The sequence below is a fragment of the Crocosphaera chwakensis CCY0110 genome (genome assembly GCF_000169335.1).
Lineage (GTDB): Bacteria > Cyanobacteriota > Cyanobacteriia > Cyanobacteriales > Microcystaceae > Crocosphaera > Crocosphaera chwakensis.
Map to the genome: position 1 here is coordinate 121,936 of NZ_AAXW01000008.1, position 26,340 is coordinate 148,275.

General features: G+C 36.3%; 27 protein-coding genes. 8 read left to right on the plus strand and 19 right to left on the minus strand.

The features are described from left to right. Positions 1-93: 93 nt before the first annotated feature. Complete coding sequence (locus CY0110_RS07380) at positions 94-1,206, minus strand: tocopherol cyclase family protein (protein WP_008274753.1); 1,113 nt, start codon at positions 1,204-1,206, stop codon at positions 94-96. Positions 1,207-1,209: 3 nt separating this feature from the next. After that, positions 1,210-1,416 carry a hypothetical protein gene (locus tag CY0110_RS07385; protein WP_008274754.1) on the minus strand — a complete coding sequence of 69 codons (207 nt, stop codon included), beginning with the start codon at positions 1,414-1,416 and terminating at the stop codon, positions 1,210-1,212. 586 nt (positions 1,417-2,002) lie between these two features. On the opposite strand from CY0110_RS07385, the gene CY0110_RS07390 reads away from it, so the two are divergent. Further along, positions 2,003-3,013, plus strand: coding sequence for a septal ring lytic transglycosylase RlpA family protein (locus CY0110_RS07390; RefSeq protein ID WP_008274755.1), 1,011 nt, complete (start codon positions 2,003-2,005; stop codon positions 3,011-3,013). A 14-nt stretch (positions 3,014-3,027) separates the two neighbouring features. Then, positions 3,028-4,554 (plus strand): bifunctional pantoate--beta-alanine ligase/(d)CMP kinase, encoded by a 1,527-nt coding sequence (locus CY0110_RS07395; protein ID WP_008274756.1) that lies wholly within the window; start codon positions 3,028-3,030, stop codon positions 4,552-4,554. A gap of 89 nt (positions 4,555-4,643) precedes the next feature. On the opposite strand, the gene CY0110_RS07400 is transcribed toward CY0110_RS07395, so the two are convergent. From CY0110_RS07400 to CY0110_RS07415, 4 genes are all read right to left on the minus strand, one after another. Then, positions 4,644-5,396, minus strand: a complete 753-nt coding sequence (locus CY0110_RS07400) for a class I SAM-dependent methyltransferase (protein WP_008274757.1) — start codon at positions 5,394-5,396, stop codon at positions 4,644-4,646. 21 nt (positions 5,397-5,417) lie between these two features. Next, positions 5,418-6,071 carry a hypothetical protein gene (locus CY0110_RS07405; protein WP_008274759.1) on the minus strand — a complete coding sequence of 218 codons (654 nt, stop codon included), beginning with the start codon at positions 6,069-6,071 and terminating at the stop codon, positions 5,418-5,420. A 77-nt stretch (positions 6,072-6,148) separates the two neighbouring features. Further along, positions 6,149-6,631 carry a hypothetical protein gene (locus tag CY0110_RS07410; RefSeq protein ID WP_008274760.1) on the minus strand — a complete coding sequence of 161 codons (483 nt, stop codon included), beginning with the start codon at positions 6,629-6,631 and terminating at the stop codon, positions 6,149-6,151. Continuing rightward, a complete protein-coding gene (locus CY0110_RS07415) occupies positions 6,624-7,205 on the minus strand; it encodes a GNAT family N-acetyltransferase (protein WP_008274761.1) in 582 nt (193 codons plus the stop codon). Before CY0110_RS07415 ends, CY0110_RS07410 begins: the two co-directional genes overlap by 8 nt. Before the next feature lie 242 nt (positions 7,206-7,447). Here CY0110_RS07415 and grxC point away from each other — a divergent pair, with 242 nt between their 5' ends. Then, on the plus strand, positions 7,448-7,759 hold the full coding sequence (grxC, locus tag CY0110_RS07420; RefSeq protein ID WP_008274762.1) for a glutaredoxin 3: 312 nt from the start codon (positions 7,448-7,450) through the stop codon (positions 7,757-7,759). Here the strand turns inward: grxC and moaC are convergent. The 5 genes from moaC to cbiM all read right to left on the minus strand — a co-directional run bounded on the left by moaC (position 7,756) and on the right by cbiM (position 10,986). Beyond that, the gene (gene moaC / locus CY0110_RS07425) at positions 7,756-8,253 is read right to left on the minus strand and encodes a cyclic pyranopterin monophosphate synthase MoaC (RefSeq protein WP_008274763.1); all 498 of its coding nucleotides are present in this window, start codon (positions 8,251-8,253) and stop codon (positions 7,756-7,758) included. The genes grxC and moaC overlap by 4 nt on opposite strands. Further along, complete coding sequence (locus tag CY0110_RS07430) at positions 8,246-9,004, minus strand: lipoate--protein ligase family protein (protein WP_008274764.1); 759 nt, start codon at positions 9,002-9,004, stop codon at positions 8,246-8,248. The genes moaC and CY0110_RS07430 overlap by 8 nt, the downstream gene beginning before the upstream one ends. A 6-nt stretch (positions 9,005-9,010) precedes the next feature. Beyond that, a complete protein-coding gene (cbiQ, locus tag CY0110_RS07435) occupies positions 9,011-9,781 on the minus strand; it encodes a cobalt ECF transporter T component CbiQ (RefSeq protein ID WP_008274765.1) in 771 nt (256 codons plus the stop codon). Positions 9,782-9,862: 81 nt separating this feature from the next. Beyond that, positions 9,863-10,216, minus strand: coding sequence for a PDGLE domain-containing protein (locus CY0110_RS07440; RefSeq protein WP_008274766.1), 354 nt, complete (start codon positions 10,214-10,216; stop codon positions 9,863-9,865). A 62-nt stretch (positions 10,217-10,278) separates the two neighbouring features. Then, positions 10,279-10,986, minus strand: a complete 708-nt coding sequence (cbiM, locus tag CY0110_RS07445; protein ID WP_008274767.1) for a cobalt transporter CbiM — start codon at positions 10,984-10,986, stop codon at positions 10,279-10,281. A 245-nt stretch (positions 10,987-11,231) separates the two neighbouring features. Here cbiM and CY0110_RS07450 point away from each other — a divergent pair, with 245 nt between their 5' ends. Beyond that, a complete protein-coding gene (locus CY0110_RS07450) occupies positions 11,232-12,968 on the plus strand; it encodes a mechanosensitive ion channel family protein (protein ID WP_008274768.1) in 1,737 nt (578 codons plus the stop codon). 65 nt (positions 12,969-13,033) lie between these two features. On the opposite strand, the gene thrS is transcribed toward CY0110_RS07450, so the two are convergent. The 5 genes from thrS to psb32 all read right to left on the minus strand — a co-directional run bounded on the left by thrS (position 13,034) and on the right by psb32 (position 19,151). Further along, a complete protein-coding gene (thrS, locus tag CY0110_RS07455; RefSeq protein ID WP_008274769.1) occupies positions 13,034-14,857 on the minus strand; it encodes a threonine--tRNA ligase in 1,824 nt (607 codons plus the stop codon). Positions 14,858-15,111: 254 nt separating this feature from the next. Continuing rightward, positions 15,112-15,810 carry a DevA family ABC transporter ATP-binding protein gene (locus tag CY0110_RS07460; protein WP_008274770.1) on the minus strand — a complete coding sequence of 233 codons (699 nt, stop codon included), beginning with the start codon at positions 15,808-15,810 and terminating at the stop codon, positions 15,112-15,114. Positions 15,811-15,857: 47 nt separating this feature from the next. Further along, a complete protein-coding gene (gene devC / locus CY0110_RS07465; protein ID WP_008274771.1) occupies positions 15,858-17,009 on the minus strand; it encodes an ABC transporter permease DevC in 1,152 nt (383 codons plus the stop codon). Positions 17,010-17,014: 5 nt separating this feature from the next. Further along, positions 17,015-18,331, minus strand: coding sequence for an HlyD family efflux transporter periplasmic adaptor subunit (locus CY0110_RS07470; protein WP_008274772.1), 1,317 nt, complete (start codon positions 18,329-18,331; stop codon positions 17,015-17,017). 130 nt (positions 18,332-18,461) lie between these two features. After that, positions 18,462-19,151 carry a photosystem II repair protein Psb32 gene (gene psb32 / locus CY0110_RS07475; protein WP_035798791.1) on the minus strand — a complete coding sequence of 230 codons (690 nt, stop codon included), beginning with the start codon at positions 19,149-19,151 and terminating at the stop codon, positions 18,462-18,464. A 340-nt stretch (positions 19,152-19,491) separates the two neighbouring features. On the opposite strand from psb32, the gene CY0110_RS07480 reads away from it, so the two are divergent. The 4 genes from CY0110_RS07480 (at position 19,492) to CY0110_RS07495 (ending at position 22,331) form a co-directional block, all read left to right on the plus strand. Beyond that, entirely contained in the window at positions 19,492-19,731 is a 240-nt protein-coding gene (locus tag CY0110_RS07480; protein ID WP_008274774.1) for an acyl carrier protein, read from the plus strand. Positions 19,732-19,824: 93 nt separating this feature from the next. Further along, a complete protein-coding gene (gene fabF, locus CY0110_RS07485) occupies positions 19,825-21,075 on the plus strand; it encodes a beta-ketoacyl-ACP synthase II (RefSeq protein WP_008274775.1) in 1,251 nt (416 codons plus the stop codon). A gap of 101 nt (positions 21,076-21,176) precedes the next feature. Beyond that, positions 21,177-21,803, plus strand: coding sequence for an esterase/lipase family protein (locus tag CY0110_RS07490; protein WP_008274776.1), 627 nt, complete (start codon positions 21,177-21,179; stop codon positions 21,801-21,803). A gap of 21 nt (positions 21,804-21,824) precedes the next feature. After that, the gene (locus tag CY0110_RS07495; protein WP_008274777.1) at positions 21,825-22,331 is read left to right on the plus strand and encodes an outer membrane protein assembly factor BamD; all 507 of its coding nucleotides are present in this window, start codon (positions 21,825-21,827) and stop codon (positions 22,329-22,331) included. 13 nt (positions 22,332-22,344) lie between these two features. On the opposite strand, the gene CY0110_RS07500 is transcribed toward CY0110_RS07495, so the two are convergent. From CY0110_RS07500 to CY0110_RS07510, 3 genes are all read right to left on the minus strand, one after another. Then, positions 22,345-23,700 carry a cytochrome c biogenesis protein gene (locus tag CY0110_RS07500; RefSeq protein WP_008274778.1) on the minus strand — a complete coding sequence of 452 codons (1,356 nt, stop codon included), beginning with the start codon at positions 23,698-23,700 and terminating at the stop codon, positions 22,345-22,347. Positions 23,701-24,025: 325 nt separating this feature from the next. Then, the gene (locus CY0110_RS07505) at positions 24,026-24,769 is read right to left on the minus strand and encodes a cytochrome c biogenesis protein CcdA (RefSeq protein WP_008274779.1); all 744 of its coding nucleotides are present in this window, start codon (positions 24,767-24,769) and stop codon (positions 24,026-24,028) included. Positions 24,770-24,931: 162 nt separating this feature from the next. Then, complete coding sequence (locus tag CY0110_RS07510) at positions 24,932-26,188, minus strand: bifunctional folylpolyglutamate synthase/dihydrofolate synthase (protein ID WP_008274780.1); 1,257 nt, start codon at positions 26,186-26,188, stop codon at positions 24,932-24,934. Between the last annotated feature and the right edge of the window lie 152 nt (positions 26,189-26,340).

Genomic DNA, 26,340 nt, shown 5'->3' on the forward strand with positions numbered 1-26,340 from the left:
ACAATAAGAAAATTAAGTTTTAGAATCTTTCTTTATTAGTCTAATTATAATAAATATAACTTTTTAAAAACAAATTTTCTGATATTATTTATACTATTTTCCATAAATCCAATCTTGAACCCAAGGAGAACCCCCAATTTCTAAACCTCCTAAAGAACTTGTTGCTTTTAGTATTAGTTTTCCTTCATTATTATATAATTCTATTACTAAATTTCCTTGAGTAGTATCACGACAAAGAAACTTTAACCCTTCAGCCGTAGGAACCCTAACATAATTACCAATGTCGTCTGTTTTTCCTTCAATTTTAATTGAAAACTCTGTATTTCTTCCTTCGATTATCCAACTTCCCCACGGTTTAATTTGCCAAGATAACTGACTGTTTTCCCTGGTAAATTCATAAAATTTGCCTTGATAATGTAATCCAATAATGCCTACAGATTCTTGCCAGTTGAAGACTTGTCTAATACCACCAGCTGCCGTTAAAGATAACTCAGATTCTTCTTGAAAACTATTACAATTAATCCAAAACCATTTACTCGGAAAAGAATGCCCCCAATTTTTTTCACTGTAGGCAGGAACTTCGTTAAATTCGTATTTTTTCCCATTCCAATCAATATAACCGGTTGCCCATCCATGAGCCATTAAAACTTGCCATCCTGGATCAAAAATCGGTAAAAAAGATAACCACCCTGCTGTTGCTTCTTGAGGAGAAAAACGATTTCCCCAACCATCTATAGGCTTAATATCATAATACCAACGACAATAATTTTTAGTCATAGGATCTTCAATATATCCCTGATTTAAAGTAGCCGTTGCTTGATATCCTTCGGTTACTGTTGCTTCAAAAATAATCGGATCAAGAATTTGAGGTTTTTGAGTAAGAATATCTTGTTTCCAATGACATAAAGCTAATTCTTTTTGACTCGCCCAAAATCTTTTAACATCTGGAAAAATGCGGTATAGGTAGTTATTATTTTCTCCTAAAACTTGCGCTGCGCCACCACTATAATATTTTTCTCCAATTGGATCATCAATAGAATACATAAAGGCAAAACTTTGACCCAATTGCGGTAAGGTAACCCGATAATACCAACCTTCAAAAAAACGCTGTGAACTACCATCCCAATGATAGCTAGAGTGGGGCGTTTTCCATAATTGATCGTTAGGTAATAATTCTTGTAAGAAAAAACAATTCTCGATTTTCACTTCTTAATGATGGATCGAATACGCTTTTAAAACTAATTCCAAATTCGCAAAAGGAAGGACTACGACCCAGAAACTAGAACCAATAATAAGAACAATCCAAGAGGATAAATCATTTTTAGCCGTCGTTTCATCAGCCCAAAATACCTTAAACCATACACAGAAGACGATTAAGGCAATAACCCAATAATAACTAATGGCGGTCGCTAACATAATGTAAATCCAAAGGAGTTTCTCCTTCTACTTTAATCTATCTGAAGGTAGATGCACAGTGTTAGAAACTGAAACAAGGTTCTATGACCAGACCTATATCTGTCTCTTTTTGTCAAGATGTTATTTGAAAATCTGATATAAATATCCAAAAACGATCAAGATATTTAGTCTTTTCAGGGTCATCATGTTTAAAATATCACACTTATTTTTACGTATAAATACTGAAAGTTTGCCCCGATGTCATCTGAGATGTTACAAGGTTCATCCTCTTACAGAGTCAAAGGTTTCCACCTTAATCCTTTCTTAAGTGTCAACTAGATCACATTGGTTTCACGGATCGTTTCGGAGCAAATTTAAGTAAATACACCATCGTAATCGATCTTCTTTTTCCTGTAAACCTTTATTTAAAGATTCAATGAAAACTATTCCGAATGATTATCAGGAATAGGACACCCCCTGAAAAATTCATGCTACTGTGTAAAGGTTTAAGAAATGTAAAACGCAGTTCTGTGAGGATTCAAAGTTGGAAAATCCATTAAATCACAAGAATTTCCAGGGGTTGAACAACTCACTTAACAAAGGATCTATGAATAAGAAATTTTGGACCGGACTAACAACTGCCTTAATGACGACTGTAGGAACCACTGCCATTATTGGCGCTTCCTTACAGGATTCAGAAGCATCTGATACCAGTGGAAAAGTAGGGCAAATAGGAGAAATCCTAGGCATTGGGACGCTAATAGCCCAAGAAAGTTCCAATTTCCAAACAGAAAATGTTGTCAGTTTAGGGCCAATTGAAACTGATGCCAACGCTCAAACGTCTTCAAAGGAGATAGCAACCCTTCATCTCCATCAATGGCAATATCAACTGGCAGTCACTTTAAAAATTCGTCAGATTCCAGTTTTAACTTTCTTGGGGTCAAAAGCGGACTTAGCAGCCCTCAAAGAACAAGGAGATGACATTGACCCCAGTCACATTGAAAGCGAAGCCCTCAATAATGCTAAAGCTTTCGCTCATCGGCTAAATAAACTTAGTCAAGATAATACTTTTAAAGCAGAAAAATTAACGGTCAGCTTAAATTCTGACCAAACTCATAGTATTAAATTAGATTCAGAAGAACTCATCAAACTCGATAAAGGCGTTATCTTACCAGATACCACTCGGAATGAAGCGGTAGACGCTTTACAAGCCACTAACCGTCTCAGACGACTAATGGGAGATGCCCCTCCTTTAACTGCCATCGTTAAGCCTGAACAAACTCCTAGCCAAGAATCCGGTTTAGCCAGTGTTCGCCCTGTTACCAGTCGTCGTAAAGGAATGGCCTCCTGGTATGGGCCTGGTTTTCATGGCCGTTTAACCGCGAATGGAGAACGATATAATCAAAACGGGTTAACTGCAGCCCACAAAAGCCTACCTTTTGGTACTCAGGTACGAGTGACGAATCTTCGTAATGGTCGTTCTGTCATAGTTCGTATCAATGATCGCGGTCCTTATATTCATGGTCGAGTGATAGATTTATCAAAAGGAGCAGCCAATGTTATTGGCTTACTTAATAGTGGAGTCGCTCCAGTGCAATTGGAAATTTTGGGACGTTAATAAATAACAAAAAAATGCGTCTGTTTAAAACTGTGGCCGGGTTACGTACCTATTTAGCTTCTAAAAAGGATAAGCAAACTATTGGCTTAGTTCCTACTATGGGAGCTTTACATCAAGGTCATCTCAGTCTAATTCATCGTGCCATAGCTGAGGTAGATGTGGTGGTGGTTAGCATTTTTGTTAACCCCTTACAATTTGCCCCTCACGAAGATTTAGGCCAGTATCCTCGTCAATTGGAGACAGACGCAAAACTATGCGAACAATCAGGAGTGACAGCAATTTTTGCCCCAACTCCTGACGAAATGGGTGTCGATCCTACTTTTGATCAACTCACTCAAGTCATTCCTCCTTCGAGCATGATTTCCTCATTGTGTGGACCTTTTCGTCCGGGTCATTTTCAAGGAGTGGCCACCATTATCACCAAACTCTTGAATATTGTCAGTCCCGATGTGGCTTATTTTGGGGAAAAAGACGCGCAACAACTTGCTATTATTCGTCAGTTGGTTCAGGATTTAAACTTACCCGTTATTATCAAGGGTTGTCCGATTATTCGAGAACCTTCTGGACTGGCTTATAGTTCTCGAAATCAATATCTTTCAGACAAGGAAAAAAAAGAAGCGATCGCTTTATATCAAGGGTTAGAATCAGCAAAGCAAGCTTTTATGGCTGGAGAAAGACACACTAAAATCTTAATAGCTTGCGTCAAAGATACAATAACCTCCCATTCTGACATAACGATCCAATATATTGAATGTGTGCATCCTCAAACCTTACAACCTCTAGACACCATTGAAGAAGCTGGATTATTAGCGATCGCTGCTTATGTCGGCTCAACTCGACTGATTGATAATGTGGTCTTACGACTGCGAAAACCGATTATCGCTATCGATGGGCCAGCCGGTGCAGGAAAATCTACCGTCACCCGTCGGGTAGCCAAAGCCTTAAATTTGACTTATTTAGACACTGGAGCGATGTATCGAGGGATCGCCTGGTTAGTCTTAAACTCAGGAATATCAATAGAGGATGAAAGTGCGATCGCAGAATTAGTGTCCCAAGCGGATCTAGAATTTATTCCCTCCTCAGATGATCAACCACCACAAGTGATAATCAATGGAGAAAATGTGACTAATGCCATTCGCACCCCTCAAATTACAGCATTAGTATCTCCTATTTCTGCTTATGCTGCAGTTCGTCAAAAATTAGTCAACTACCAACAAAAATTAGGGAAATTAGGGGGTATTGTGGCCGAAGGGCGAGATATTGGTACTAATGTGTTCCCGGATGCCGAGGTTAAAATTTTCTTAACCGCCTCAGTCCAAGAACGAGCAAGACGACGGCTCCTTGATTTTCAAGACCAAGGACAAGATAATCTTGATCTTCAACAACTAGAACGGGAGATTGAACAAAGAGATTATCAAGATAGTCATCGTACCTTAGCTCCTCTTCGCAAGGCTAGCGATGCCATAGAATTAAACACTGATGACTTAACTGTTGAAAAAGTTGTCAACAAAATTGTTCATTTTTGTCAAATCAATGAATAATTGATGATCAATAGTTTAATACTACTCGGTTAAGCCCAAAAACCTAGTTGAGACTGCAAGGGAACTTCTGCGCAGGGACAGGTGGAACCTTAATTCAACTTTCTGGCGATATACACACCATAACTGTAGTGAGTTTTATATTTCTCATACAGTTCAATTTCTCGATTTTCCGATTTTACTATTGTCTGTGCTTCTTCGCTGTTGCCGTTTCGGTATAGAAAATCCTTAAAGCTATTTTGCATCGGCCGATAATAATTAGCCAGCCAACAATGCTCTGGTAGAATAAAGTAGCCAATGGGAGAATAGCCATTTTTCTCCAGTATGCCGATCTTTGAAGATGCCACATCTATTTCGGGGTATTCCTCATCCCAATATTTTTGAAGTTCCGAGGGACGGGAGTCGGTAATCCAGGTAATCTCCGAAACAACCAGGACTCCGCCCATTTTCAGATAAGGTTTCCAGTCTTTTACCCCTCTTTCAAAGCCAATATTATAGATCGCCCCTTCAGACCAGATAATATCAAATTCCTCATTTCCAAAGGGCAGGTTCTCCATTGAACAGCAAAGGGTTGTTATTGTTTCAGAAAGCCCCATATTTTCGGCTTTACCTTCAAGCACGTCAAGAAACTCCTGAAGGAAATCCACTGCCGCAATTTGAGCTTCCAATAGTTGAGCAAGCAGCAGTGTAGAGGCTCCGGTACCGCAACCGATATCAGCAATCTTTAATGGGGCAGACTGATCTATCATAGACAAGTCGAGGGCCATTTTCGTCTCAGCATCACCTCCTGGACCCTGCCGATTGGCACTTTTATGAAGGTCTATTAACAGTTGATAATCTTCCACCCATTTCTCCTTATCTATTCATCAAAATAATTTTATCCCTTGACCTTCTAAATAAAGTTCTTGCCAAGACGGTTGACGATAATCTGGGTTTTGGCTTTGATCGACGTATCCCACTAAATTCGGGAGTTGTTTAAAGTGAATTTCTTTATTAAGATATTGACTAATTTTCTCGACAAAATCTTGAGGATAATCTCGAATAATGGGATGTTTAATCACCATTGATTGATATTTACCTTCATCGGGATCTGTGACAATATCTAAACTCAAAGCAGCTAAAGGTTGAATAAACATTCCGGTGGCAGCGATTTTAAATTCTCCGTTGACCTTATTTTGTTTCAAAACAGCGACGAAGTGACCTCCCTCTGGAATATTATAGGGAATGCTGTCATGATCAACGATGGGTTCAACCTCGACGTTATAGCCTAAGGTTAGTCCTTCTTCTAAGCTAATGTCTTCGTAGGTTTGATCGGGATGAGGGACATAAATGGTAAATTGATGCAAATCTAACCAAGGATTATTAATTAGATCATCTGTTTCAGATTTCCAGTCATTGTAACGTTGTTTCATGGCTTTACCCACAGGACTGTCTTGATTACAAATATTAATTAAGGCAAGACTGAGAACACATTGATCAAATTTATTGGTTGCCAGAATTTCTGAGGGTAGGAGTTCCATGAACATCAATCCTTATATTGACCTAACCCCATCATAAGAGGGAATTTAGCAAAGGAATCTTAATTTTCCTTAAAAAGTTATTGCGACAGTAGTTCACTTTGGGTGCGAACTTTTTTTATAGTTTGAGGGAGTACCCCTACTAATAAAGCAAAGGTTTCATCGGGTAAAAGACTGGCAGTTTGGAAATCAAACCAATGTTCAAATTGATTTAAAATGACTTGGGCTCTTTGTTGAGCAATAGTATTATCACTAATTTGTTTAGCTAATTTAACCCATTGTCGCCGAATTAAATAGCTATTGATTCGTTCTGGGGAAGTTCTGGGGATGCTTAAGGATAATTTACCCACCGGAAGAACATCAAGAACATCTTGATCAAAATTAGCCCCGATCGCTGCTCCGGGTCCTGCAAATTCGGCATGATAAGGTTTATAAAGAATTAAACCATTTTTACGACGGGGATTAATAACCAAAAGTTCTTTATTATGCAAATGCTGAAGTATTTCATCAATTTTTTGTCTTTTTTTGACGTTTATTTCCTGGTTGAAAATATCGTTAGACATGGGGTTTTATCTGTTTTTGTAAGAGCAATTTTTGAGAACGAAACAGAGACCAACTGGGCCAAGTTAATTCAGCGTCAGATACTTGATAACCGTTACTTAAATATAGTTTTTTAGCTGCATAATTTTCATCTAAAACGTGAAGATTTAGCGTATTGTATCCCCATTTTGAAGCAATTTGTTCACATTGTTCTAAGAGTTGTTTGGCAATTCCTTGTCGTCGATGACTCTGTATAACAGCTAAGTTACTAATATAGAGATAATGGCAATTAAATCCACTTTTGAGACTTAGTTCAATGGTTCCAATGATTTTTTCTGTGGTGTTGGTAAAGGTTGAGTTTGTTTCGACGGCTACTAAACAACAATAATAGGGAATAGTTCCTCGAAGACGCGATCGCAAATCTTCATAAACCCCTAATTTTAAAATAGGTTGTAAAAAAGATAACCATCCTTTAGTCGGATGAAAGCTGAGGGTGAGAACCTCTGTCAAAGCTTTAATGTCTTGTAATTGAGCCTCTCTAATAGTAACAGAAACGGCACAGGGCTGATTGTCATCCAACTCTGAACCATCACTCATCAATGACGACAACCCACAACAGTCCACAACCTTTCCCCAGTTAATTTTTAAATGATGTGAATTTCTTTGTATCATCTATTATGACCTTTATATCATTTCTTTTGTTGATTAGCTAAAGATTTTCTAGACTTAGGGAATAGGTAACAGGCAATGGACAAGGATTAATAACCTAGATATTGTCTGTTAACTTTAAGCCTACCTTGTCTTTTATAATAATAAACGTAAAAACATAAAAGGTTACTATGTTTAATATTTTTAATTCGTTATTAGGTCGTCATCCAGAAAAGATGAAAGCGGATGTAGAAATCTATACTTGGCAAACTTGTCCCTTTTGTATCCGTGCTAAATTACTTTTATGGTGGAAAGGGGTTAATTTTACTGACTATAAAATCGATGGGGATGAAACCGCTAGGGAAAAAATGGCACAACGTTCCCAGGGAAAACGAACGGTTCCTCAAATTTTCATCAATAATCAACACATTGGGGGATGTGATGATCTCTATTCTCTTGATCAACAAAATAAGTTAGATTCTCTTTTAACTAAAGAAAACTAAGGATTTAAAAGGGTATAATTACCAGATTTTCCTCCTGTTTTACTCATTAAACGTATATTTTCAATTTTCATAGATTTTTCTAACGCTTTAGCCATATCATAAAGGGTTAAAGCAGCAATAGAAACGGCGGTTAAAGCTTCCATTTCTACCCCTGTTTCTGCTTTGGTGATAACGGTTGCTTCGATTTGATAACCGGGTAAGGTTTTGTCTCCTATTATCTTTACATCTATTTTTTGTAGGGGTAAAGGATGACATAATGGGATCAAGTTTGCTGTTTGTTTTGCGGCCATAATACCCGCTATTTTGGCTGTTCCTACAACGTCACCTTTTGGTGTGTTTCCTGTTTCTATTGCCTCAAAAGTTTCTAATTTCATTTTTATTTCTCCTTTGGCAACGGCTTGGCGACGGGTTACATTTTTATAAGAAACGTCCACCATTTGCGCCTCTCCTGTTTCATTCAGATGAGATAGTGTCAAATCATTTTGATCAGGCATTACTTCTTGACTCTCCATTATTAATTTTCATAATTTTTTGCCATTCTTCTTCTGATAAAGGTTGTGTCGTTAATTCTATTTTAAAGTGTTCTTTTGCTGCTTGGGTTAAAAACTCAATAATATTATCTATAGAATAATCTTTAAATAGTTGTTCTCTTAACGTTAAATTCCAAGGTGCAACTTGATCAAAAATCATTTCAAATAAAGCTTTATCCGTTGACAAAACCATAGAACCATGTTGCAAAATTGATTTTTTTCCGCGTCGTTGTGCGCTACCAATTAATTTACTCCCTTCTGCTGTTATTAAATCTGCTATCGTGGCAGTATTAAAGCAACTAGAATTATGAATATATCCCCGTTTAGCTGTGCCATACCTGAGGGGAATTCCTAATATTTTCCAACCTTCAATTAAAAATTGACAAATATCTCGATAAATATCCAATGTTTTACGATGATCTAAGGACATAATCACCATATAAGTTAAATCTCCTTGATGTAAAACCGCTCTGCCTCCTGTAGGACGCATAACTAAATCTAAGGGGTCATTTTTCCATATTAAATGATTCCAAGGATCAGGGTATTTTTTTTGTAAATATCCTAAAGAAATGGTAGGTTTTGACCAAGTATAAAAGCGTAATATAGGATAACTCAATTCATTTTCATATTGTTGAAATAACCAACTATCGATAGCCATCTGGATTCTTCCTGAAGCTTGAATCGGAGGAATCAAACGCCATTTTTTTTTATCCATAAAATTTTAAAGATAAATTACTTGACCCCAAAAAACGATTCCTATGGTAATAATTAAAGCGATAATATCTTGTTTTGTATAAGAAATTTTTTCTGGAATAACAGGAATACCCTTATACCCTCTTGATAACATAGCCTGATAAATTAATTCCCCTCGTTCATAGCTACGAATAAATAAAGAACCAATAGCATTTCCTACAACATAACGGATCATTTTACCATTACTCATTAAATTTCGAGAAATTGCTGCTTGTTTCATGGCAGTAAATTCTCGATTTAATACATCTATATAACGATACATCGAAGCCATAATCGCTACTAATAAAGGAGGCATTTTTAAAACTAATAATGCTTTAAATAAATCAGGAATTTCTGTGGTAAGAATTAATGTATTTAACATCAATAACGACAATATTACCTTAGTAGTTACACTACCTAATACCATGATTCCAGTGGTCGTAATTTGTAGTATTCCCCAAGACCAAATCACATCCCCTTCAGGACGAAATAGAGTACCTAATAACACCACTCCTACAAAGGAAAATTCAATGATTACCCTCGATAATAAACTAAGCCAAGAAACTCGGCTAATTAAGATTATTAATAACACTCCAACTCCATAAATGCCCCAAGTTTTCCATTGTCCATTGGGGGTTAAGGCAATAGCAAAAACACTGATAAATGCACATAAAAGCCGTACGGAAACATTCAAGGAATGCCAAAAAGTATCGGGTTGTTTTTCTTGATTATTGATAAAAGAATGAATATGTAGCAACATCTTTAATTTAGAATTAAGAATTAAAAATTTAGAATAAAGATACTGTTACCATTCCAAATTCTTAATTCTACATTTCCTCTATCACTCTTCCCCATGTTCATTATTAGTTTCCCCAGAGGGACGAATGAATAATTTACCAGCACCCCAAGCTAGGCCAAAGGTTACTACAGTCCCTGCTAAACCAGCGAGAGGGGTAGCTACAGCTTCAGGAACCCCTCGCAGGGCATATTCTTCAAAAACGGTGTAGAAAGGCAACTTATTGGCTGGAGCATCTTCTATAGCTCTATCCTCAAATTCTAAGTCTTGGGCGACTCTCTCTAAACCGTCGGGATCAGAACTAGCAAAGGGAGAGACAAATACAGCGATAATGAGAGCAATTCCGAGTCCAGTGAATATGAATAAGCGATTACGTTGATTAGAAAAATTATTGGTCATCTTACAGTTACTTCTATTGTTAGGGTATTAGGGATCAATGTTTATAGATAACAATTAAATATTTAATCTGCATCTAACTTGAGAGAGAGAGGGCTATCATAGATGAGATCCGGACGCGATCGCCAAACAAATCCTACAGCGATCACGGTAATTATGGCTTCTCCAACCCCAATGAAAATGTGCCAAGATACCATTGCAATCATTGATACCATTAAGGGAACCGTTCCTGATAAGGCTAATTGTAAGGCAGTTGCGATCGCTGCGATCACCACACTACACCAAGCTGCCACTACCGTTGCAATGGTCATGCTTTTCCAAGAATTTCGACCTAGGGAAAAACGAATGGCTTTGTAGAGATAATATCCGCAAAAGGTTCCGATGAGTCCCATATTCAAGACATTTGCCCCTAAAACCGTTAAACCCCCATCTTGGAATAAAACTGCTTGAACGATAAACACCACAGTTACTACTAAAGTTCCGGCCCACGGTCCAAGGATAATGGCTGCGAGGGTTCCCCCTACTAAATGGCCTGAGGTTCCCCCAGGAATAGGAAAGTTAATCATTTGTGCTGCAAAAATAAAGGCTGCACAAACCCCCATCAAAGGCACTGTTTTTTCCTGATAGTCTTTTTGTACTTTGTTTAAAGAAACAGCTATTAAAACAAGGGTAATCACCCAACAAAATATGCTGATACCAGGACTTAAAAAGCCGTCAGGAATATGTAAGGCGAAATAGGGAGTAAACAGAGAATTTTGTATGATTTGTTCCATAAAAAGTAAGCAAAAGCCTCTTTGTATTGATTTAGTTTCGTTTTCCTTTGTAAACGTTTTTTCTGGGTTTAACAATTATTTTCACAACATCTTTAGATTTAGGGTGAAAAAATAGGGGTTAAAAATAGTTTATCAACATCTAAACAATTTCTGAAATTAATCTAAAATAATGGGTCTTCTTCCTTAATGATTAGGCACAATTACTTTAGAGGCTGATTCAATCATACTTAGGGAATAAAACTCAGATGAAACGTTATTTTTTAAATTTCCAGCCAAATAAAACTTATCAAAAGGTAATTTTATCTATTGTTACCTTATTAATCGTGCTATTTCAAAGCAACTTTTTACCTAGTTATGGCTTAGAAGATATTTCTAATGCTCAAGGTTTTCCTGTGGTTTTGGATCATAGTAATCTTTTCTCTATTTATAAGGGAAATGGTTCTTTGTCAGCAGAAGAAAGAGCAGATATTGTCACTCGCCGATTAAATAATATTGCTAGTAATAATAATATTGAAATCACAGATGATAAATTTGATTTAGATGATCGGGGTAATGTTATCGTTATTTTATATAATAAAAAAACTTTGATGACTATAACTGGAGATGATGCTACTACTGCAGAATTATCTCGGCAAAATTTAGCAGAACAATATTTAAAGACTATCAAAAAAGCCTTAAAAGCTTATCGAATTGAACGCCGTCCTTTTTATTGGGTTATCGGTGCTGTTTCTACGGTAATTAGTTTATTGATTTTATTGTTGATTTTCAAAATATTTAGTTTTACTTTTCCTTATATTTATTCTCGACTAGACAGTTGGGAAGGAACCTTAATTCCATCGATTAGAATTAAAAACCTCGAACTCTTATCAGCAGAAAAACTAACCAAGACATTTAAAACAATTGTTAAATCTGTTCGTATTATTTTGACTTTTTTTATTCTTTATATTTTTGTTCCCATTGTTTTAGGTTTTTTCCCACAAACCCGACAAGCGGGCAATGTATTATTTGACTATTTAATTCGAGCAATCAATACTGTATTTAGTGGATTAATTGGTTATTTACCGAATATTTTTGTTGTCGGGGTAATTGTTTATCTGACTTATTATATTTTACGATTTTTGAAATTTATTTTTGATGCAATAGAAACAGGCAATCTACAATTTGCTGGCTTTTATCCTGAATGGGCGCAACCGACTTATCGACTGTTAACTTGGTTAACCATTATGTTAGCTGCGGTATTTGCTTTCCCTTATTTACCAGGGTTTAATTCCCCTGCATTTAAAGGTGTTTCTGCATTTGCTGCCCTTCTATTTACTTTAGGTTCAACGGGAGTTATTTCTAATACAGTATCAGGATTAGTCTTGATTTATACTCGTGCTTTTCAACTTTCTGATCGGGTAAAAATTGGTGATGCGGTGGGAGATGTTTTAGAAAAAAACCTATTAGTAACCCGAATTAGAACGATAAAAAATGTTGTTATTACCATTCCTAATTCAGTTATTATTAATAGTAATGTTATCAATTATAGTGCTTTAAAAAGAGACTTACAACGGCCTCTAATTTTACATACAACCATTACCCTTGGTTATGATGTTCCTTGGCGAAAAGTTCACGAGGTGTTAATTTTGGCTGCTCAATCTACTGATTATATCTTAAAAACACCGTTACCTTTTGTTTTACAAACAGGGTTAAATGATTTTTATGTTAGCTACGAAATTAATGCTTATACTAACGAATCAACAAAAATGGCAGAAATTTATTCTCATTTACATCAAAATATTCAAGACAAATGTAATGAGGCCGATATTGAAATTTTATCTCCTCATTATAGTGCCATTCGTGATGGTAATCATAATACAATACCCGCAGATTATTTACCCGAAGATTATACAGCACCAGGATTTCGTTTAGATCCAGTTACTAACTTATTCAACCAAAATCATAATCAAAAAAATGGTTCTTTTGAAAGTCACGAAAATTAATAAGTATATGAACAGTTGAAGTGTTTATTGAAAAATAGTTGGGTGGGCTATGCCCACCCAAACCGTTAAAAGTTGCCATGATTCGTGATAGTATCCCTTAACTTTTCTATCACTTCATCAACAGCCATTGTTCCTAACTCACCCGATGCACGAGTGCGAATACTCAAAGCATTGGCTTCTACTTCTTTTGCTCCTACAATAGCCATAACAGGAATCTTTTGTTTCTCCCCGTTACGAATCATTTTACCGAGTCTTTCTCCTGATGTATCTGCTTCTGCACGAATACCCAAAGAAAGCATTTTATTAGCGATATCTTTAACATAGTCTAACTGGACATCACTCACCGGTAAAAGACGCACTTGAATAGGTGCTAACCACAGAGGAAAATCACCGGCATACTCTTCGATTAAAATGCCAATTAAACGCTCTAAAGACCCAAAAGGTGCGCGGTGAATCATCACGGGACGGTGACGATTTCCTTCTTCTCCCACATATTCTAACTCGAATCTTTCGGGGAGGTTATAGTCAACTTGCACCGTTCCTAGTTGCCATTCTCTTTCTAGTGCATCTTGGAAAATAAAGTCTAATTTTGGACCATAAAAGGCCGCTTCTCCTTCTGCTTCAAAATAATTCATATCCAAAGTTTGGACAGCGCGACGGATGGCATTTTCTGCCTTGTTCCATGCTTCATTTGAGCCAATATATTTATCAGAGTTGGGATCTCGGAAACTCAATCTTGCTTTAAAATTCTTCAGTTGTAAACTTCTAAATACTGACAGAATTAAATCCACAACATTGAGAAATTCATCATCTAATTGATCGGGAGTGACAAACAAATGAGAATCATCTACTGTAAACCCACGAACACGGGTTAAACCCCCTAATTCTCCTGATTGTTCGTAACGATAAACGGTTCCAAATTCTGCTAAACGCATCGGTAAATCACGATAAGATCGTAACTCACTCTTATAAATTTGGATATGAAACGGACAATTCATCGGTTTAAGAACAAACCCCATTTCTGAGGTTTTTGCTTCCTCATTTTCCGCCATCATGGGAAACATATCTTCTTTATAATTTTGCCAGTGACCGGAAATTTTAAACAAGTCCACTCGGCCAATATGAGGAGTCACCACCGGAAGATAACCCCGTTTCAGTTGTTCTTGTTTCAAAAAGTCTTCTAAGGTAGACCGAATAATGGTTCCTTTAGGAGTCCACAAGGGTAAACCAGGACCCACGGGGTCTGAAAAGATAAATAACCCCAACTCCTTCCCTAAACGCCGATGATCACGCTTTAATGCCTCTTCCTTGCGTCGTTTATACTCAGCTAACTGTTCGGGGGTTTCCCACGCAGTCCCATAGATGCGTTGCAGTTGCGCTTTGGTTTCATCTCCTCGCCAGTATGCACCGGCCACAGATTCAATCTCAAACGCTTTGGGGTTCAAGTCTCCCGTGGTTTCCACGTGAGGACCGGCGCAAAGATCCCACCATTGATCCCCTAAATGATAGAGGGTGATAGGAGGTTCTAAACCTTCGAGGATTTCCAGTTTATAGGGTTCTTGTAGCTCAGTAATGCGTTTTTTGGCTTCTTCGGCCGAAACTTCTTCACGGGTTAGGGGAAGTTTCTTTTTGATGATTTTGATCATCTCTTTTTTGATCGCTTTTAAATCTTTGTCCGTGAAGGGTTCGGGAACATCGAAATCGTAGTAAAATCCGGTTTCTGTCCAAGGGCCAATGGTAACTTGCGCTTTCGGGAATAATTTTTGTACGGCCATGGCCATCACATGGGATGCAGTGTGACGGATACGCTTGAGTTTATCAGATTCGCTGGTGCGGGGTAGTTTGATGGGTTGTTCTAACACTTCGGGTGATGCAACTTGTTTAACCATTCACATTCATACAATAACTCTTTATCTAGTTTATTGTGCGCCTTAACTTTTTGTACCACACTAAGTCAAAAACTGCTGTAGTTCTTGAGGCTCTTTTTTTATCATGCAGAAATTGCTTATTGTGATCAAAAGTATCGTTATAATTTGGCAAATTTTGAATACTTTAATTCTAATTTCAGAAGTAATGAAACCAGAGGAAATGGAAAATAAACTTGAACTTTTATAATATCAGATTACATTAATCAGAACACATCTTAACTAACTTCTATTTTCGTCTGTTTAAGATGACCGTCTTCTAATTCTACAATACGATCAGCTACATCTAAAATGCGATTATCATGGGTAACAATTAAAATAGTACATCCTTGGTCTTTAGCTAATTTTTGCATAATATTAACCACATCATGACCTGATTTACTATCAAGAGATGCGGTAGGTTCATCAGCTAAAACCATCTTTGGATGACTCACCAATGCACGAGCGATCGCAACTCTTTGCTTTTGTCCTCCAGAAAGGTTTTGAGGATAATAATTAATCCTGTCTCCTAACCCTACTGCTTCTAATATTTCTTCGGTTTTTTGCTTCATTTCTTCCCTAGAATATTGAGAATGTAATTCTAAAGACATGGCTACATTTTGTCTTGCAGTTAAGCATTCTAAAAGGTTATGAGATTGAAAAATATAACCAATATTACGCCTAATTTTAACTAATTGATGTTTTTTTGCACCGACTAACTCTTGTCCCAATACTTTCAAACTTCCTGTTTGTGGCGATCGCAGTCCTCCCATTAAAGTTAATAAAGTTGTTTTACCCGAACCCGATGGGCCTTTTAAAATGACGACTTCTCCTGCTTTTAAAGTCAAATTAATATCAAAAAGAATCTGTTTTCTTAACTCACCTTTTCCAAAATAATGGCTAAGTTCCTTAATATCAATAACAATATTATTATTCATAATCTACTTAATTAACTAATTCATAAAACACTGATAACTATTCACTATTAAAAAATATCAGCCGGATCAGCAGCGCGTAGTTTACCCACAGCAATAACCCCAGAAATACAACACATCAAAATTGTTAAAATTAAAACCATAATCGCTCTTGATGTTACCATCATAATTGGTAAACCCGTCGCTTTAGCTGCATTATAATACAGTAACATCGAAAAAGAAACACCAGGAATAAACCCAATACAACCTAATATAATTGCTTCTTGAAATACAACTGTTAATAAATAAAAATCCGTATATCCCATCGCTTTCAAGGTAGCATATTCTGGTAAATGATCAGCTACATCTGTATATAAAATTTGATAAACAATAACCGTTCCTACGATAAATCCCATTATGGTTCCTAGGGTAAAAATAAAACCAATGGGTGTTCGATTTCTCCAGAACTTTTGTTCATGTTTGATAAATTCTTGTTTAGAATAGAAACTGATATCTTCATAATCAAATGTATCTCGTAAAAACTCAAGATTATTTTCTAAATTAGTCTCTGGTTTTAATTTAATTACTCCAATATCAATTAATCCTTGTTTTCGATCAGGAAATAAGCGTAAAAAATTAATATCGCTGGTAATAACAGTACCATCTGCACCAAAAGAAGTACCTACCGAAAACAGTCCACCAACTTTTATTTGACGGTTCCCCAGTTCGGTTTTGACTGTTTTTCCTGACTCAAACAATTCAGCGATCGGACCAAATTCTTTTCGAGAAAGACGATCAAATAAAACCACATCTTGCTTTTTTGTTACTGATATATTCTCTTGTACTTCCGGTAACATGATTACATTTTGATCGGGGTTTAAACCCACATTAAAAATATTTCTCGTTTTTCTTGCTAGAGGATTTTTCCAGGTAGAAACTCCAATATACATAGGGGTAACACTGTCTACTTTATCCACGCCTAATGTTTCATATAATCTACGGCGAGAAAAACTTCTAATTCCTGTTAACGTATCGGTTTTAGAATTAAGCATAAAGATATCACCGTCTAAACTTTGATGAAGTCGGACAGAACTATCAAACAAAGCATCTCTAAATCCTAACTGCATAAACATCAAAACATCAGCAAACGTAATTCCTGCTAATGCTACTAATAAACGGGTTTTTTCATGGGTCAATTGTAACCAAGCTAAAGGAGTTTTCATAATACTTATAATTGAATTTCTGTAATTACTTTTGCATAAGTGAGTCCCGAAACTTTAGCAGATGATTCTGGGGTTAACAAGATGTCGACTTCAACCACTCTGACATCAACATCGGCTGCGGGATCAGTATCTAAAACATCTTTTTTACCAATTTGTAAACCAATTTTATTAACAGTTCCTTCTAAGGTTCCTACAAAGCTATTATTATCACTTTTTATGATGGCTTTTTGTCCTATTCTTACCTGATTAATTTCACTTTCATAAACTTCTGCTACTACCATCATCTGCTCAGTTTTCCCGAGTTCTAAAATACCATTATTATCGTCAACTTTTTCCCCTGGATATGTATGAATTTTTAACACTTGTCCATCTAGAGGAGACTTAATATAAGCTAAGTCTAAATCTGTTTGTTTTTCTTCTAATTGAGCCATCGCTCTATCTAATTCTGCTTGAGCTTTTTGAACATCCACAGGTCTAATTTCTGCAATACGGTTTAAATTGGCTTTGGCTGCTATAATTTGTTGATTTAGACTATTGATTTCTTTGTTAGATTGTGAGCTTTCTGCTGCAATTTGTTCTTGTAATGTATTAATCGTTTTATTTAGTCTTTCTTGACCTTCTTTTAAACTTTCTTGTGCTTGTTCTAATTCCAATTCACGTTGCTCTAATTCTGACTGAGAAATCACGCCATTTCCTGCTAAATTTTTATATCTTTGATACTCTCTTTGAGCATCTTTTAATTCAGCTTTTAATCGCTCAATGGTAGCAGTTTGTTGTCTTTTCTCCCCATCTAATTCCATTTCTAATTGTGCAATAGTGGCTTGATTTGTAGTAAGTTCCCCCTTTAACTCTGCTTCTAATTGTTGAATGGTCGCTTTTTGTGCTTCTATTTCCCCTTGTTTAGCTCCTGCTTTAACAATTTCTAAGTTAGCTTGGGCTACTTTGACTTCTTCTTGGGCTGCTTTGAAAGCAGCTTTTTTGCTGTCTATATTATCTAAAATAGCAAGGGTTTGCCCAATTTTTACCCTGTCCCCTTCTTGAACTAATAATTGTTCAATTTTTGCTCCTCCTTGGGTGGGTGGTGGGGCTAAATGAATCACCTCTCCCAACGGTTCGAGTCTTCCTAAGGCTGAAATTGTTTCTACTTCGGGTTGTTTAATAGACGTGCTAATCTCAGACTGTTGTGACTCATTACGACTTAGGTTTAGTAGGTAAAAGGTTGTTACCCCCATCAAAGCAACCCCTAGAATAGAAACCGCAATTACCCAAGGTTTACCCTTCTTCGATAGTAAGGTCTTTTTGAACTCTATTGCTTGTCCCATGGCGTTTCACCACACTCATATAAAATTAGACTAGACTGTACAGTTTGATTATAAGGTTTTAAACTAAAATAAACTAGGGGTCAACCATCGTTAACCCCTATCTAAATACGATCTAAACAGGATTGTTTTCTTATCGGCCTGGTATCCCAACATACCAGAAATAGGTAGCCATAGGAATAACTGTAGCTAGAACCATTAATACCACTACCCAGATGGTTGCGCTGGTATCGTCCGTATCTTCAGCACTGGTAAAGGTGCTTTCGATGTTAATTCCTTGAACTTCAGGGGGACCAGGATCAGGGTTTCCGGATAAAACAGCTACAAGGCGATCGCCGGCTTCGAGAAAGGCTTCATTATACTTTGCACTCCGTAAAGGCACAGCAACTGTTTCTTTAACCACACTCGTAGCAATTTCATCAGTTAATAAAGACTCGGTATTGTCTCCTTGACGCAAGGCAGTTTTATTAGTCAAAGTATCAACCACTAAAATTACTTGATTAGCTTGTTCTTCAGGGGTAGGATACCATTGATCAAAAATACCATCGGCCAAGTCCTCCATTGTTAAACCATAATCTAAACGACGAATAGCAATGAGTCTCACTTCGTTACCAGTATTATTGGCTAATTTTTTAAATTGACCATTCAAGCGATTTTCATTAGCAAAACTAATGGCATCAGCTTGGTCGACCACCCAAGTATCTGATCCTGGACTCAACACAGGCAAATCATAGACTCCGGTAGCATTTGCTGGAGCGATCGCGGTACTAAAAGCGATCACTAGACATAGTATTAGTCCTATGACGTATTTTATAGGTTTCATAGCAAATAGTTGAATGAAGATAATAGCTTAATTTTCAACTATTTTCACATACAAAGGCGTACCTGCAAATAGAAAGGAACACTATTAACCACTGACTCACTGAATAAACTCTCATTAATACTTAATTTATACTCACACCTCTAAACTGGGAACTCAGGTTTGTGCCAATTAAAGAATCTTCCTTATTCCCCTATTCCCTCACTGACCATTTACCGATAATATGAATAATGCCCAATAAACCTTAACTGTACAATCAATTTTAGGAAATGGTAAATTCCGCCCCATTTCCTCCCCATCATAGTTAAACTAACGGGGTTCTTAGCGGTTAACTTAAAGATTAATGAACCAAGAAATATTTGATAAAGTAAAAACCATCGTCGTTGAACAACTCGAAGTTGAAGAAGATAAAGTAACCCCAGAGGCCAACTTTGCCAATGACTTGGGGGCTGACTCTTTAGATACAGTAGAATTAGTAATGGCCTTAGAAGAGGAGTTTGATATCGAAATTCCTGACGAAGCTGCTGAAAACATTGCCACAGTGCAAGCTGCTGTGGAATATATCGAAAAAGAGCAAGCTTAAAGCCTAATTAATAACAAAAATAAGTTATTTATCCCCCCATCTCCCCTCCTAAGTGCATTGCTGGGTAGATCAATTTTTTTATAAGGGAAAATCATGACGAATTCACAATTAAAGCGAGTAGTAGTAACCGGGTTAGGTGCGATTACCCCCATTGGCAATACCCTAACAGACTATTGGGAAGGTTTAATGAATGGAAAAAGTGGGATCGCCGAGATTACCCATTTTGATCCGTCTCAACACACTTGTCGTATTGCTGGTGAAGTGAAAGGATTTGACCCTCATGACTACTTAGATCGCAAAGAAGCAAAGCGGATGGATCGTTTTTCTCAATTTGGCGTGTCAGCCAGCTTACAGGTATTGGCTGACTCTCAGTTAGTGATTAATGACTTAAATGCAGAGCAAATTGGGGTAATTATTGGTACAGGAGTGGGGGGAATCAAAGTTCTCGAAGACCAACAGGAAATTTACTTAAACCGAGGACCGAGTCGTTGTAGTCCTTTTATGATTCCCATGATGATCGCCAATATGGCCTCAGGATTAACAGCAATCCATACAGGGGCTAAGGGACCGAATACTTGTACGGTAACTGCTTGTGCTGCCGGGTCTAATGCCATCGGCGATGCCTTCCGTTTGGTGCAACGAGGTTACGCTAAAGCCATGATTTGTGGGGGAACCGAAGCGGCCGTTACTCCCTTATCTTTAGCAGGTTTTGCTTCGGCCAGAGCCTTATCAACTCGTAATGATGAGCCTCAACGGGCAAGTCGTCCTTTTGATAAGGATCGAGATGGCTTTGTCATGGGAGAAGGATCAGGAATCTTACTACTCGAAGAATTAGAACACGCTTTAGAACGAGGAGCAAAAATCTACGCAGAAGTCGTGGGTTATGCCATGACTTGTGATGCCTATCACATGACGGCTCCAGTCCCCAATGGTGCTGGTGCTACCCGTGCTATAGAATTAGCTCTAAAAGACGGAGGGATTTCTCCAGAAAAAGTCAGTTATATTAATGCTCACGGAACCAGTACGGCAGCTAACGATGTTACCGAAACCAAAGCCATCAAAAAAGCGTTAGGCGATCATGCTTATCGTATTGCTGTTAGTTCCACTAAATCTATGACGGGTCATTTATTGGGAGGTTCTGGTGGTATTGAAGCCGTCGCTACAGTGATGGCGATCGCGAATGATCGCATTCCCCCAACCCTTAATTTAGATAACCCTGATCCTGAGTGTGATCTTGATTATGTTCCTTACCAGAGTCGTCCTTTAGAGATTGATGTGGCTTTATCTAACTCCTTTGGTTTTGGTGGCCATAATGTTACTTTAGCTTTTAAAAAATATATTTAACTCAGTATTGTTGTTCAGTCAGTCATCGATCACAAATACTTTTCTTTCTCCTACAAAGCTGTAGGAGTAATAGTATTGAGAATAACTAAAATGATGTCATTATGATAGGAAATCATAAAAATCCAGTATTATTGATTCATGGAATTTACAACACATCGGCTAAATTTAATATAATGGCAAACTATTTGACTAATTTAGGTTGGTCGGTTCATCGTTTGTCTCTCAAACCTAATAACGGAGATGGTCATCTTGAACATTTAGCCCAACAAGTTCATGATTATATTAATGATAATTTTGAAAATAACCAACCTATTGATTTAATCGGTTTTAGTATGGGAGGATTAGTAACTCGTTATTATTTACAACGTTTAGAAGGAATCAAAAGAGTTCAACGTTATATTAATATTTCTACCCCCAATTATGGAACCATTACTGCTTATGTATTACCCAATCCAGGAATTAAGCAAATGCGTCCTAATAGTCAATTTTTACAAGACTTAAATAAAGATATAGAGACAACTTTAAATAAGATTGATGTTACCGTAATCTGGACTCCATTTGATGTGATGATTTTTCCAGCATCTAGTTCTAAAATAGCCATAGGAGAAGAAATTAAACTCTCTATTTTGACCCATGAACAAATGGTAAGCCATCAGAAACTTCTAAAAACGATTTCTGACTCCCTTTCTAAACCTCTTAACATTAATAAGATATCCGTTAAACTGTAAAAAAGCAAAGTTATTATAACGATGGATTCTAAGTTAGAACAAGTCAAACTAAAATATCAACAAGGACAAGTATTATTAGATCGGGGACAATATCGTAGTAGTGTCCAAACCCTCGAAGACGCAAAATCATTAGTTAACCTATCTTCAAAGTTAGGAGGAGAGGTTCAATTGTCTTTAGTCACAGCATATCAAGGAGTGGATAAATTAGACGATGCGATCGCCCTTTGCGAGGAATTAACCCGTCACCCTAACTTAGCTATACGTCAACAAAGTCAACGTATATTATACATTCTCAAAGCACCTCAGTTAAAGCGTCCTGAAGCATGGATGACCAAAATTCCAGCAACTAATTCTGAAGATAACCCAACTCCTCGCTATGTACAAGCAAAACCAGCTACTAAACCCATGAAAACATCATCCTTAGACTTAGAAGATATTACCCAAATGGATACCAAGGATAATGGGTTTATTGGCTTAGCATTGGGATTATTTATTATTATTATTGGTGGGTTAATTTGGTTAAGTTAAGGGTCATTGATTCTTAATTTTTCTCTAGTTCTAATGATTCAATAATTCCTAATAATTCCCGTTCAAAGGTGACTTGAGATCGGTTTGTTTTTCCTCCAATATAACAACGTTCGTCTTCTTGTAAGACCCAAATCTGAGAATGAGACACATAACTCATGATTACACCAATCATTAATAAACCGAAACCAGTATAAACAAAAGGAATACCTGGATCGGCTTTAATTTGCAACCCTGTACTACCAATTAATTGATAAATTTTTAATTTAACTCCATTAATTTCTAAGATCATTCCAGGTCTAACTGCACTGTAAAGATTTCCTTTTTGATCATAAACCATCATCGTGCCTTGTAGGTCTTTGGCTAATAAAGAAACCCCTTCACTTAAATCGGGTTTTGTGGGTATCCAAGTTCCCCAAATTCTACCGTTTCCATTGGTATTTAAAGGGGCCATAGGAAGTTGAAAAATCGGACTATTATTAACTTGTGCTTGGACTCCTGCAATTCCCCAATCTGTCTGATAAAAAGTGACTCCATGATAACGCAAAGGTTCATTAACATAAATCGTTTTGCTTTTTAATTCTTCCCCATCATTATTAATGACAGAAAGATCAGAATAAAACTGATCAATAGTTCCATCTGGGGTGTAATCAATCCAAAATCGATTCACCCGAATTCCCCAATCTGTAGGGATTTGAGGTTTAGATAAAGGACCTGCTTCAATAATATTATTAACCTTAAAATCAGTGCCACTGGGTACCATTGCTTGGGCTAAAAATCCCGTTAGTGCGCCCCAAATAGCACCCCCTAATATAATTAACATAGCAGCATGAACTACAATCGGACCAATTTTTCCGATGATTCCTTTTCTAGCATAAATAGATTTATTTTCTTGAAATGTTTTATAGCCTTTCCTCTCTAAAATATTGTTAACGGAACCAAGATATTTATTGTGTAATTCTGTGCTTAATGCTAACTTTTGAAACTGTCGAGGTTTTTGGTAAAATTTCCATTTTTTCGCTGCTTTTAAGGCAGGAAATTGACGAGTAAAGGTACAAGCAGTTAAGCTAGTACCAAAAAGAACTAATAGAGATAAAAACCACCAAGTTGTATAAACATGGTTGATGCCTAAAATTAAAATGACTTTCCAAGTTAAAAAGCCAAATAAAGCTGGATTTTCGGGATAGTTTTGTTGATAAAAAGGAATACTTTCACCTTGTTCGATGACAGTACCACTAATACTAAATAAAGCGATCGCTAATAACAGAACAATAGCTAAACGAAGATCGGCAACTATTTTAATCAGTTGTCTAAATCCTTGTTTTGGCAAGGATATATTGTCAGTTGTTTGAGGAGAATCAGATATTGTCATATTTCACACCTTATCTTACTTTTATTATAAACTGATCGCTTGTTAGTTGCTATCTTTAATTTTTCTTGTTTTTTATCAGCATCTTTAGTTAAAAATGGAGCAATGCTTAATGTTTCTTTAAGATACAAAGAAAAAAGTCTCAGAAATGTTTTAGAATTTTGGTTAATAAATTTTCTACAGTCCTTTTTTCACTTCTTCCCATTCATTCTAATTTCTCAAAGACATTCTTCAATCCACTACAGAAAACTTTCCTTGTTTAATATACTGAATCGTTGTCTTTAATCAGAGGTAGTAATCTAAGTTATGTAGGTATGGATAAGATAATTCAAGACAACTTATTTAATGGTAAACGAGATAGTAAAGAAAACATTCCGAATACGATTAAAAAAAACCCACTAACTGGATTAATCCAAGTAGACCAACGACGTAATTCTAACAATTTTTTCAACGTAGCAGTAAAGGTTCCTGCTAAGATTAAGGGAAGCACATAACCCACTGTATAAGCTAATAATAATATACCGCCTAAAATTAAGTCTTGTTTGGTAGCAACCCACCCTAATAATGTCGCTAAAACGGGGGTACTGCAAGGAGAAGCAACTAAACCAAAAGTCAACCCCAAAGAATAAGAACGAATTCCTGGGGGAAGATCATCAGAAATCCAATTAGTTTCTCCTAAAGAGGGAAATTGAAAAGAAATGACATCTAAAAGATTCAACCCCATTAAAATAGCAATAAAACTCACAATAATCGGTAATCCTAAGCCAATTTGTCCATAAACTTTTCCTAATGATGCTGCTAGAATTCCTAATCCTGCCAAAGTTGTTGCTAATCCAAAAGAGAACCAAACAGATTGACGCATTCCTTGCAATTTACCTTGAGATTCATAACCTCCAATATAAGCAATCGTAATAGGTAACATAGACAACATACAAGGGGTTAAACTGGTTAATAATCCTGCAAAAAAAATGATAGTAATACTAATTAAACTGAGATGTTCGAGTTCCAGAGAAACTAATTTATTAGCAAATTGTTGAAGATGATAAAGTTGTGTTTGCAAAGAATTAAACATAATAGTAGTTAGGTGAAAATAAACTTAAAATAGGAGTCAAACGAAAAAATGATACTTTTAATTCTTGTTTCATTGTCTCCACCATTTTATAATTAATTCTGCCTACCTATTGAAGACAGTATAAAAGGAGAGTAACTTGTATTTTATTATAACTTAATTATCTTAAGATTGAAGTGTATTGGATTGGATATTACTTAAAAAATGACCAATCAAATACAAAGAACCTGCGATAACAATTATTTTATCAGAATCTTTGTCTTTGATAATTTCATCTAGAGCATAAAATATAGTTTTTTTTGTTTTAATTTGTGCTAATTTTGGACAAATTTGATCAGCTAATTTTGCTAAGTTATCAGGATTTTCTGTACTGTGATCAGGTACAGGAACCAAATATAAACTATCATCTTTTCTCAGTAACTCTTGAAAAATTTTATCATGTTCTTTTGTCGATAACATTCCTATAACCCAAATAACCGATTTATCCAGACTATCAATATAATTACGTAACATTTTAGCAGCAGCAGTATTGTGCGCCCCATCGATTAAAATAGAACAATTTTTCCATTTTATCCATTGTATTCTACCCAACCATTGAGTATTTTTGATGCCTTGTTTAATATGGTCTTCCGTAATTTTCCAACCTATTTCCTGTAATAAATTTATAGTCTCTATAGCTAACGCAGAATTATTTAACTGCATTTTTCCCAATAATGGTAAAGAATATTGAATATTTTTATAAACAACCTGACTCTTGTCTATATAACTAGCAGAATTAACCCAAATATTAGGACAATTTAAAGCTTTAATACGAGACTCAAAAACAGATTTAACTTCCTCAGGAACTTGACCCATAATCACAGGACATTCTGACTTAAAAATCCCTGCTTTTTCTCCAGCAATATCTTGGATAGTTGGACCTAAACGTTGCCAATGTTCTCGACTAAGAGAAGTGATAACGGTAACTAAAGGGCGATCGCAAATATTAGTAGCATCTAAACGACCTCCTAAACCAACTTCTATAATAGCAATATCGACTTTTTTTTGAGCAAAATAAACAAAAGCTGCTGCTGTAATAATTTCAAATTGTGTGGGACTCTCTTGAGTAATATCAAGAGAATTTTTTATTTTAATCAAAATAGTTTCTAGTTCAGCTTCTGTAATGGGTTGATTATTAAGACAAATTCTTTCCGTCCAATCAATTAAATGAGGAGAAGTATAACGCCCTACTTGATAACCTGCTTCAGTCAAAATTGAAGATAGATAAGCGCAAACAGAACCCTTGCCATTGGTTCCACCAACATGGATGATAGGAGTATTTTCATGAGGATTATTCAATTGATTTAATAACGTTTTGATACGTTCTAACCCTAGATGAACACCAAAATGCTGAAAACTTTGCAAAATAGAATTAATACTCATTAACAGTAACTAAAAAAATACAATGTTTTTCTCTAATCTAATTAGAATATCTGAGAGACTGTTCCTAAAGACAACATTAAGTAGGGTATATTTTAGCAAACTATAATTTTTAGAGTAATTCCTCTACTTTTTTTATGCCATAACACGCCAAA

Coding starts and splice junctions, on each gene's coding strand:
- CY0110_RS07385 (WP_008274754.1), bottom strand. CDS start 1,416: ATGTTAGCGACCGCCATTAGTTATTATTGGGTTATTGCCTTAATCGTC.
- CY0110_RS07390 (WP_008274755.1), top strand. CDS start 2,003: ATGAATAAGAAATTTTGGACCGGACTAACAACTGCCTTAATGACGACT.
- CY0110_RS07395 (WP_008274756.1), top strand. CDS start 3,028: ATGCGTCTGTTTAAAACTGTGGCCGGGTTACGTACCTATTTAGCTTCT.
- CY0110_RS07405 (WP_008274759.1), bottom strand. CDS start 6,071: ATGGAACTCCTACCCTCAGAAATTCTGGCAACCAATAAATTTGATCAA.
- CY0110_RS07410 (WP_008274760.1), bottom strand. CDS start 6,631: ATGTCTAACGATATTTTCAACCAGGAAATAAACGTCAAAAAAAGACAA.
- CY0110_RS07415 (WP_008274761.1), bottom strand. CDS start 7,205: ATGAGTGATGGTTCAGAGTTGGATGACAATCAGCCCTGTGCCGTTTCT.
- grxC (WP_008274762.1), top strand. CDS start 7,448: ATGTTTAATATTTTTAATTCGTTATTAGGTCGTCATCCAGAAAAGATG.
- moaC (WP_008274763.1), bottom strand. CDS start 8,253: ATGCCTGATCAAAATGATTTGACACTATCTCATCTGAATGAAACAGGA.
- CY0110_RS07430 (WP_008274764.1), bottom strand. CDS start 9,004: ATGGATAAAAAAAAATGGCGTTTGATTCCTCCGATTCAAGCTTCAGGA.
- cbiQ (WP_008274765.1), bottom strand. CDS start 9,781: ATGTTGCTACATATTCATTCTTTTATCAATAATCAAGAAAAACAACCC.
- CY0110_RS07440 (WP_008274766.1), bottom strand. CDS start 10,216: ATGACCAATAATTTTTCTAATCAACGTAATCGCTTATTCATATTCACT.
- cbiM (WP_008274767.1), bottom strand. CDS start 10,986: ATGGAACAAATCATACAAAATTCTCTGTTTACTCCCTATTTCGCCTTA.
- CY0110_RS07450 (WP_008274768.1), top strand. CDS start 11,232: ATGAAACGTTATTTTTTAAATTTCCAGCCAAATAAAACTTATCAAAAG.
- thrS (WP_008274769.1), bottom strand. CDS start 14,857: ATGGTTAAACAAGTTGCATCACCCGAAGTGTTAGAACAACCCATCAAA.
- CY0110_RS07460 (WP_008274770.1), bottom strand. CDS start 15,810: ATGAATAATAATATTGTTATTGATATTAAGGAACTTAGCCATTATTTT.
- devC (WP_008274771.1), bottom strand. CDS start 17,009: ATGAAAACTCCTTTAGCTTGGTTACAATTGACCCATGAAAAAACCCGT.
- CY0110_RS07470 (WP_008274772.1), bottom strand. CDS start 18,331: ATGGGACAAGCAATAGAGTTCAAAAAGACCTTACTATCGAAGAAGGGT.
- psb32 (WP_035798791.1), bottom strand. CDS start 19,151: ATGAAACCTATAAAATACGTCATAGGACTAATACTATGTCTAGTGATC.
- CY0110_RS07480 (WP_008274774.1), top strand. CDS start 19,492: ATGAACCAAGAAATATTTGATAAAGTAAAAACCATCGTCGTTGAACAA.
- fabF (WP_008274775.1), top strand. CDS start 19,825: ATGACGAATTCACAATTAAAGCGAGTAGTAGTAACCGGGTTAGGTGCG.
- CY0110_RS07490 (WP_008274776.1), top strand. CDS start 21,177: ATGATAGGAAATCATAAAAATCCAGTATTATTGATTCATGGAATTTAC.
- CY0110_RS07495 (WP_008274777.1), top strand. CDS start 21,825: ATGGATTCTAAGTTAGAACAAGTCAAACTAAAATATCAACAAGGACAA.
- CY0110_RS07500 (WP_008274778.1), bottom strand. CDS start 23,700: ATGACAATATCTGATTCTCCTCAAACAACTGACAATATATCCTTGCCA.
- CY0110_RS07505 (WP_008274779.1), bottom strand. CDS start 24,769: ATGTTTAATTCTTTGCAAACACAACTTTATCATCTTCAACAATTTGCT.
- CY0110_RS07510 (WP_008274780.1), bottom strand. CDS start 26,188: ATGAGTATTAATTCTATTTTGCAAAGTTTTCAGCATTTTGGTGTTCAT.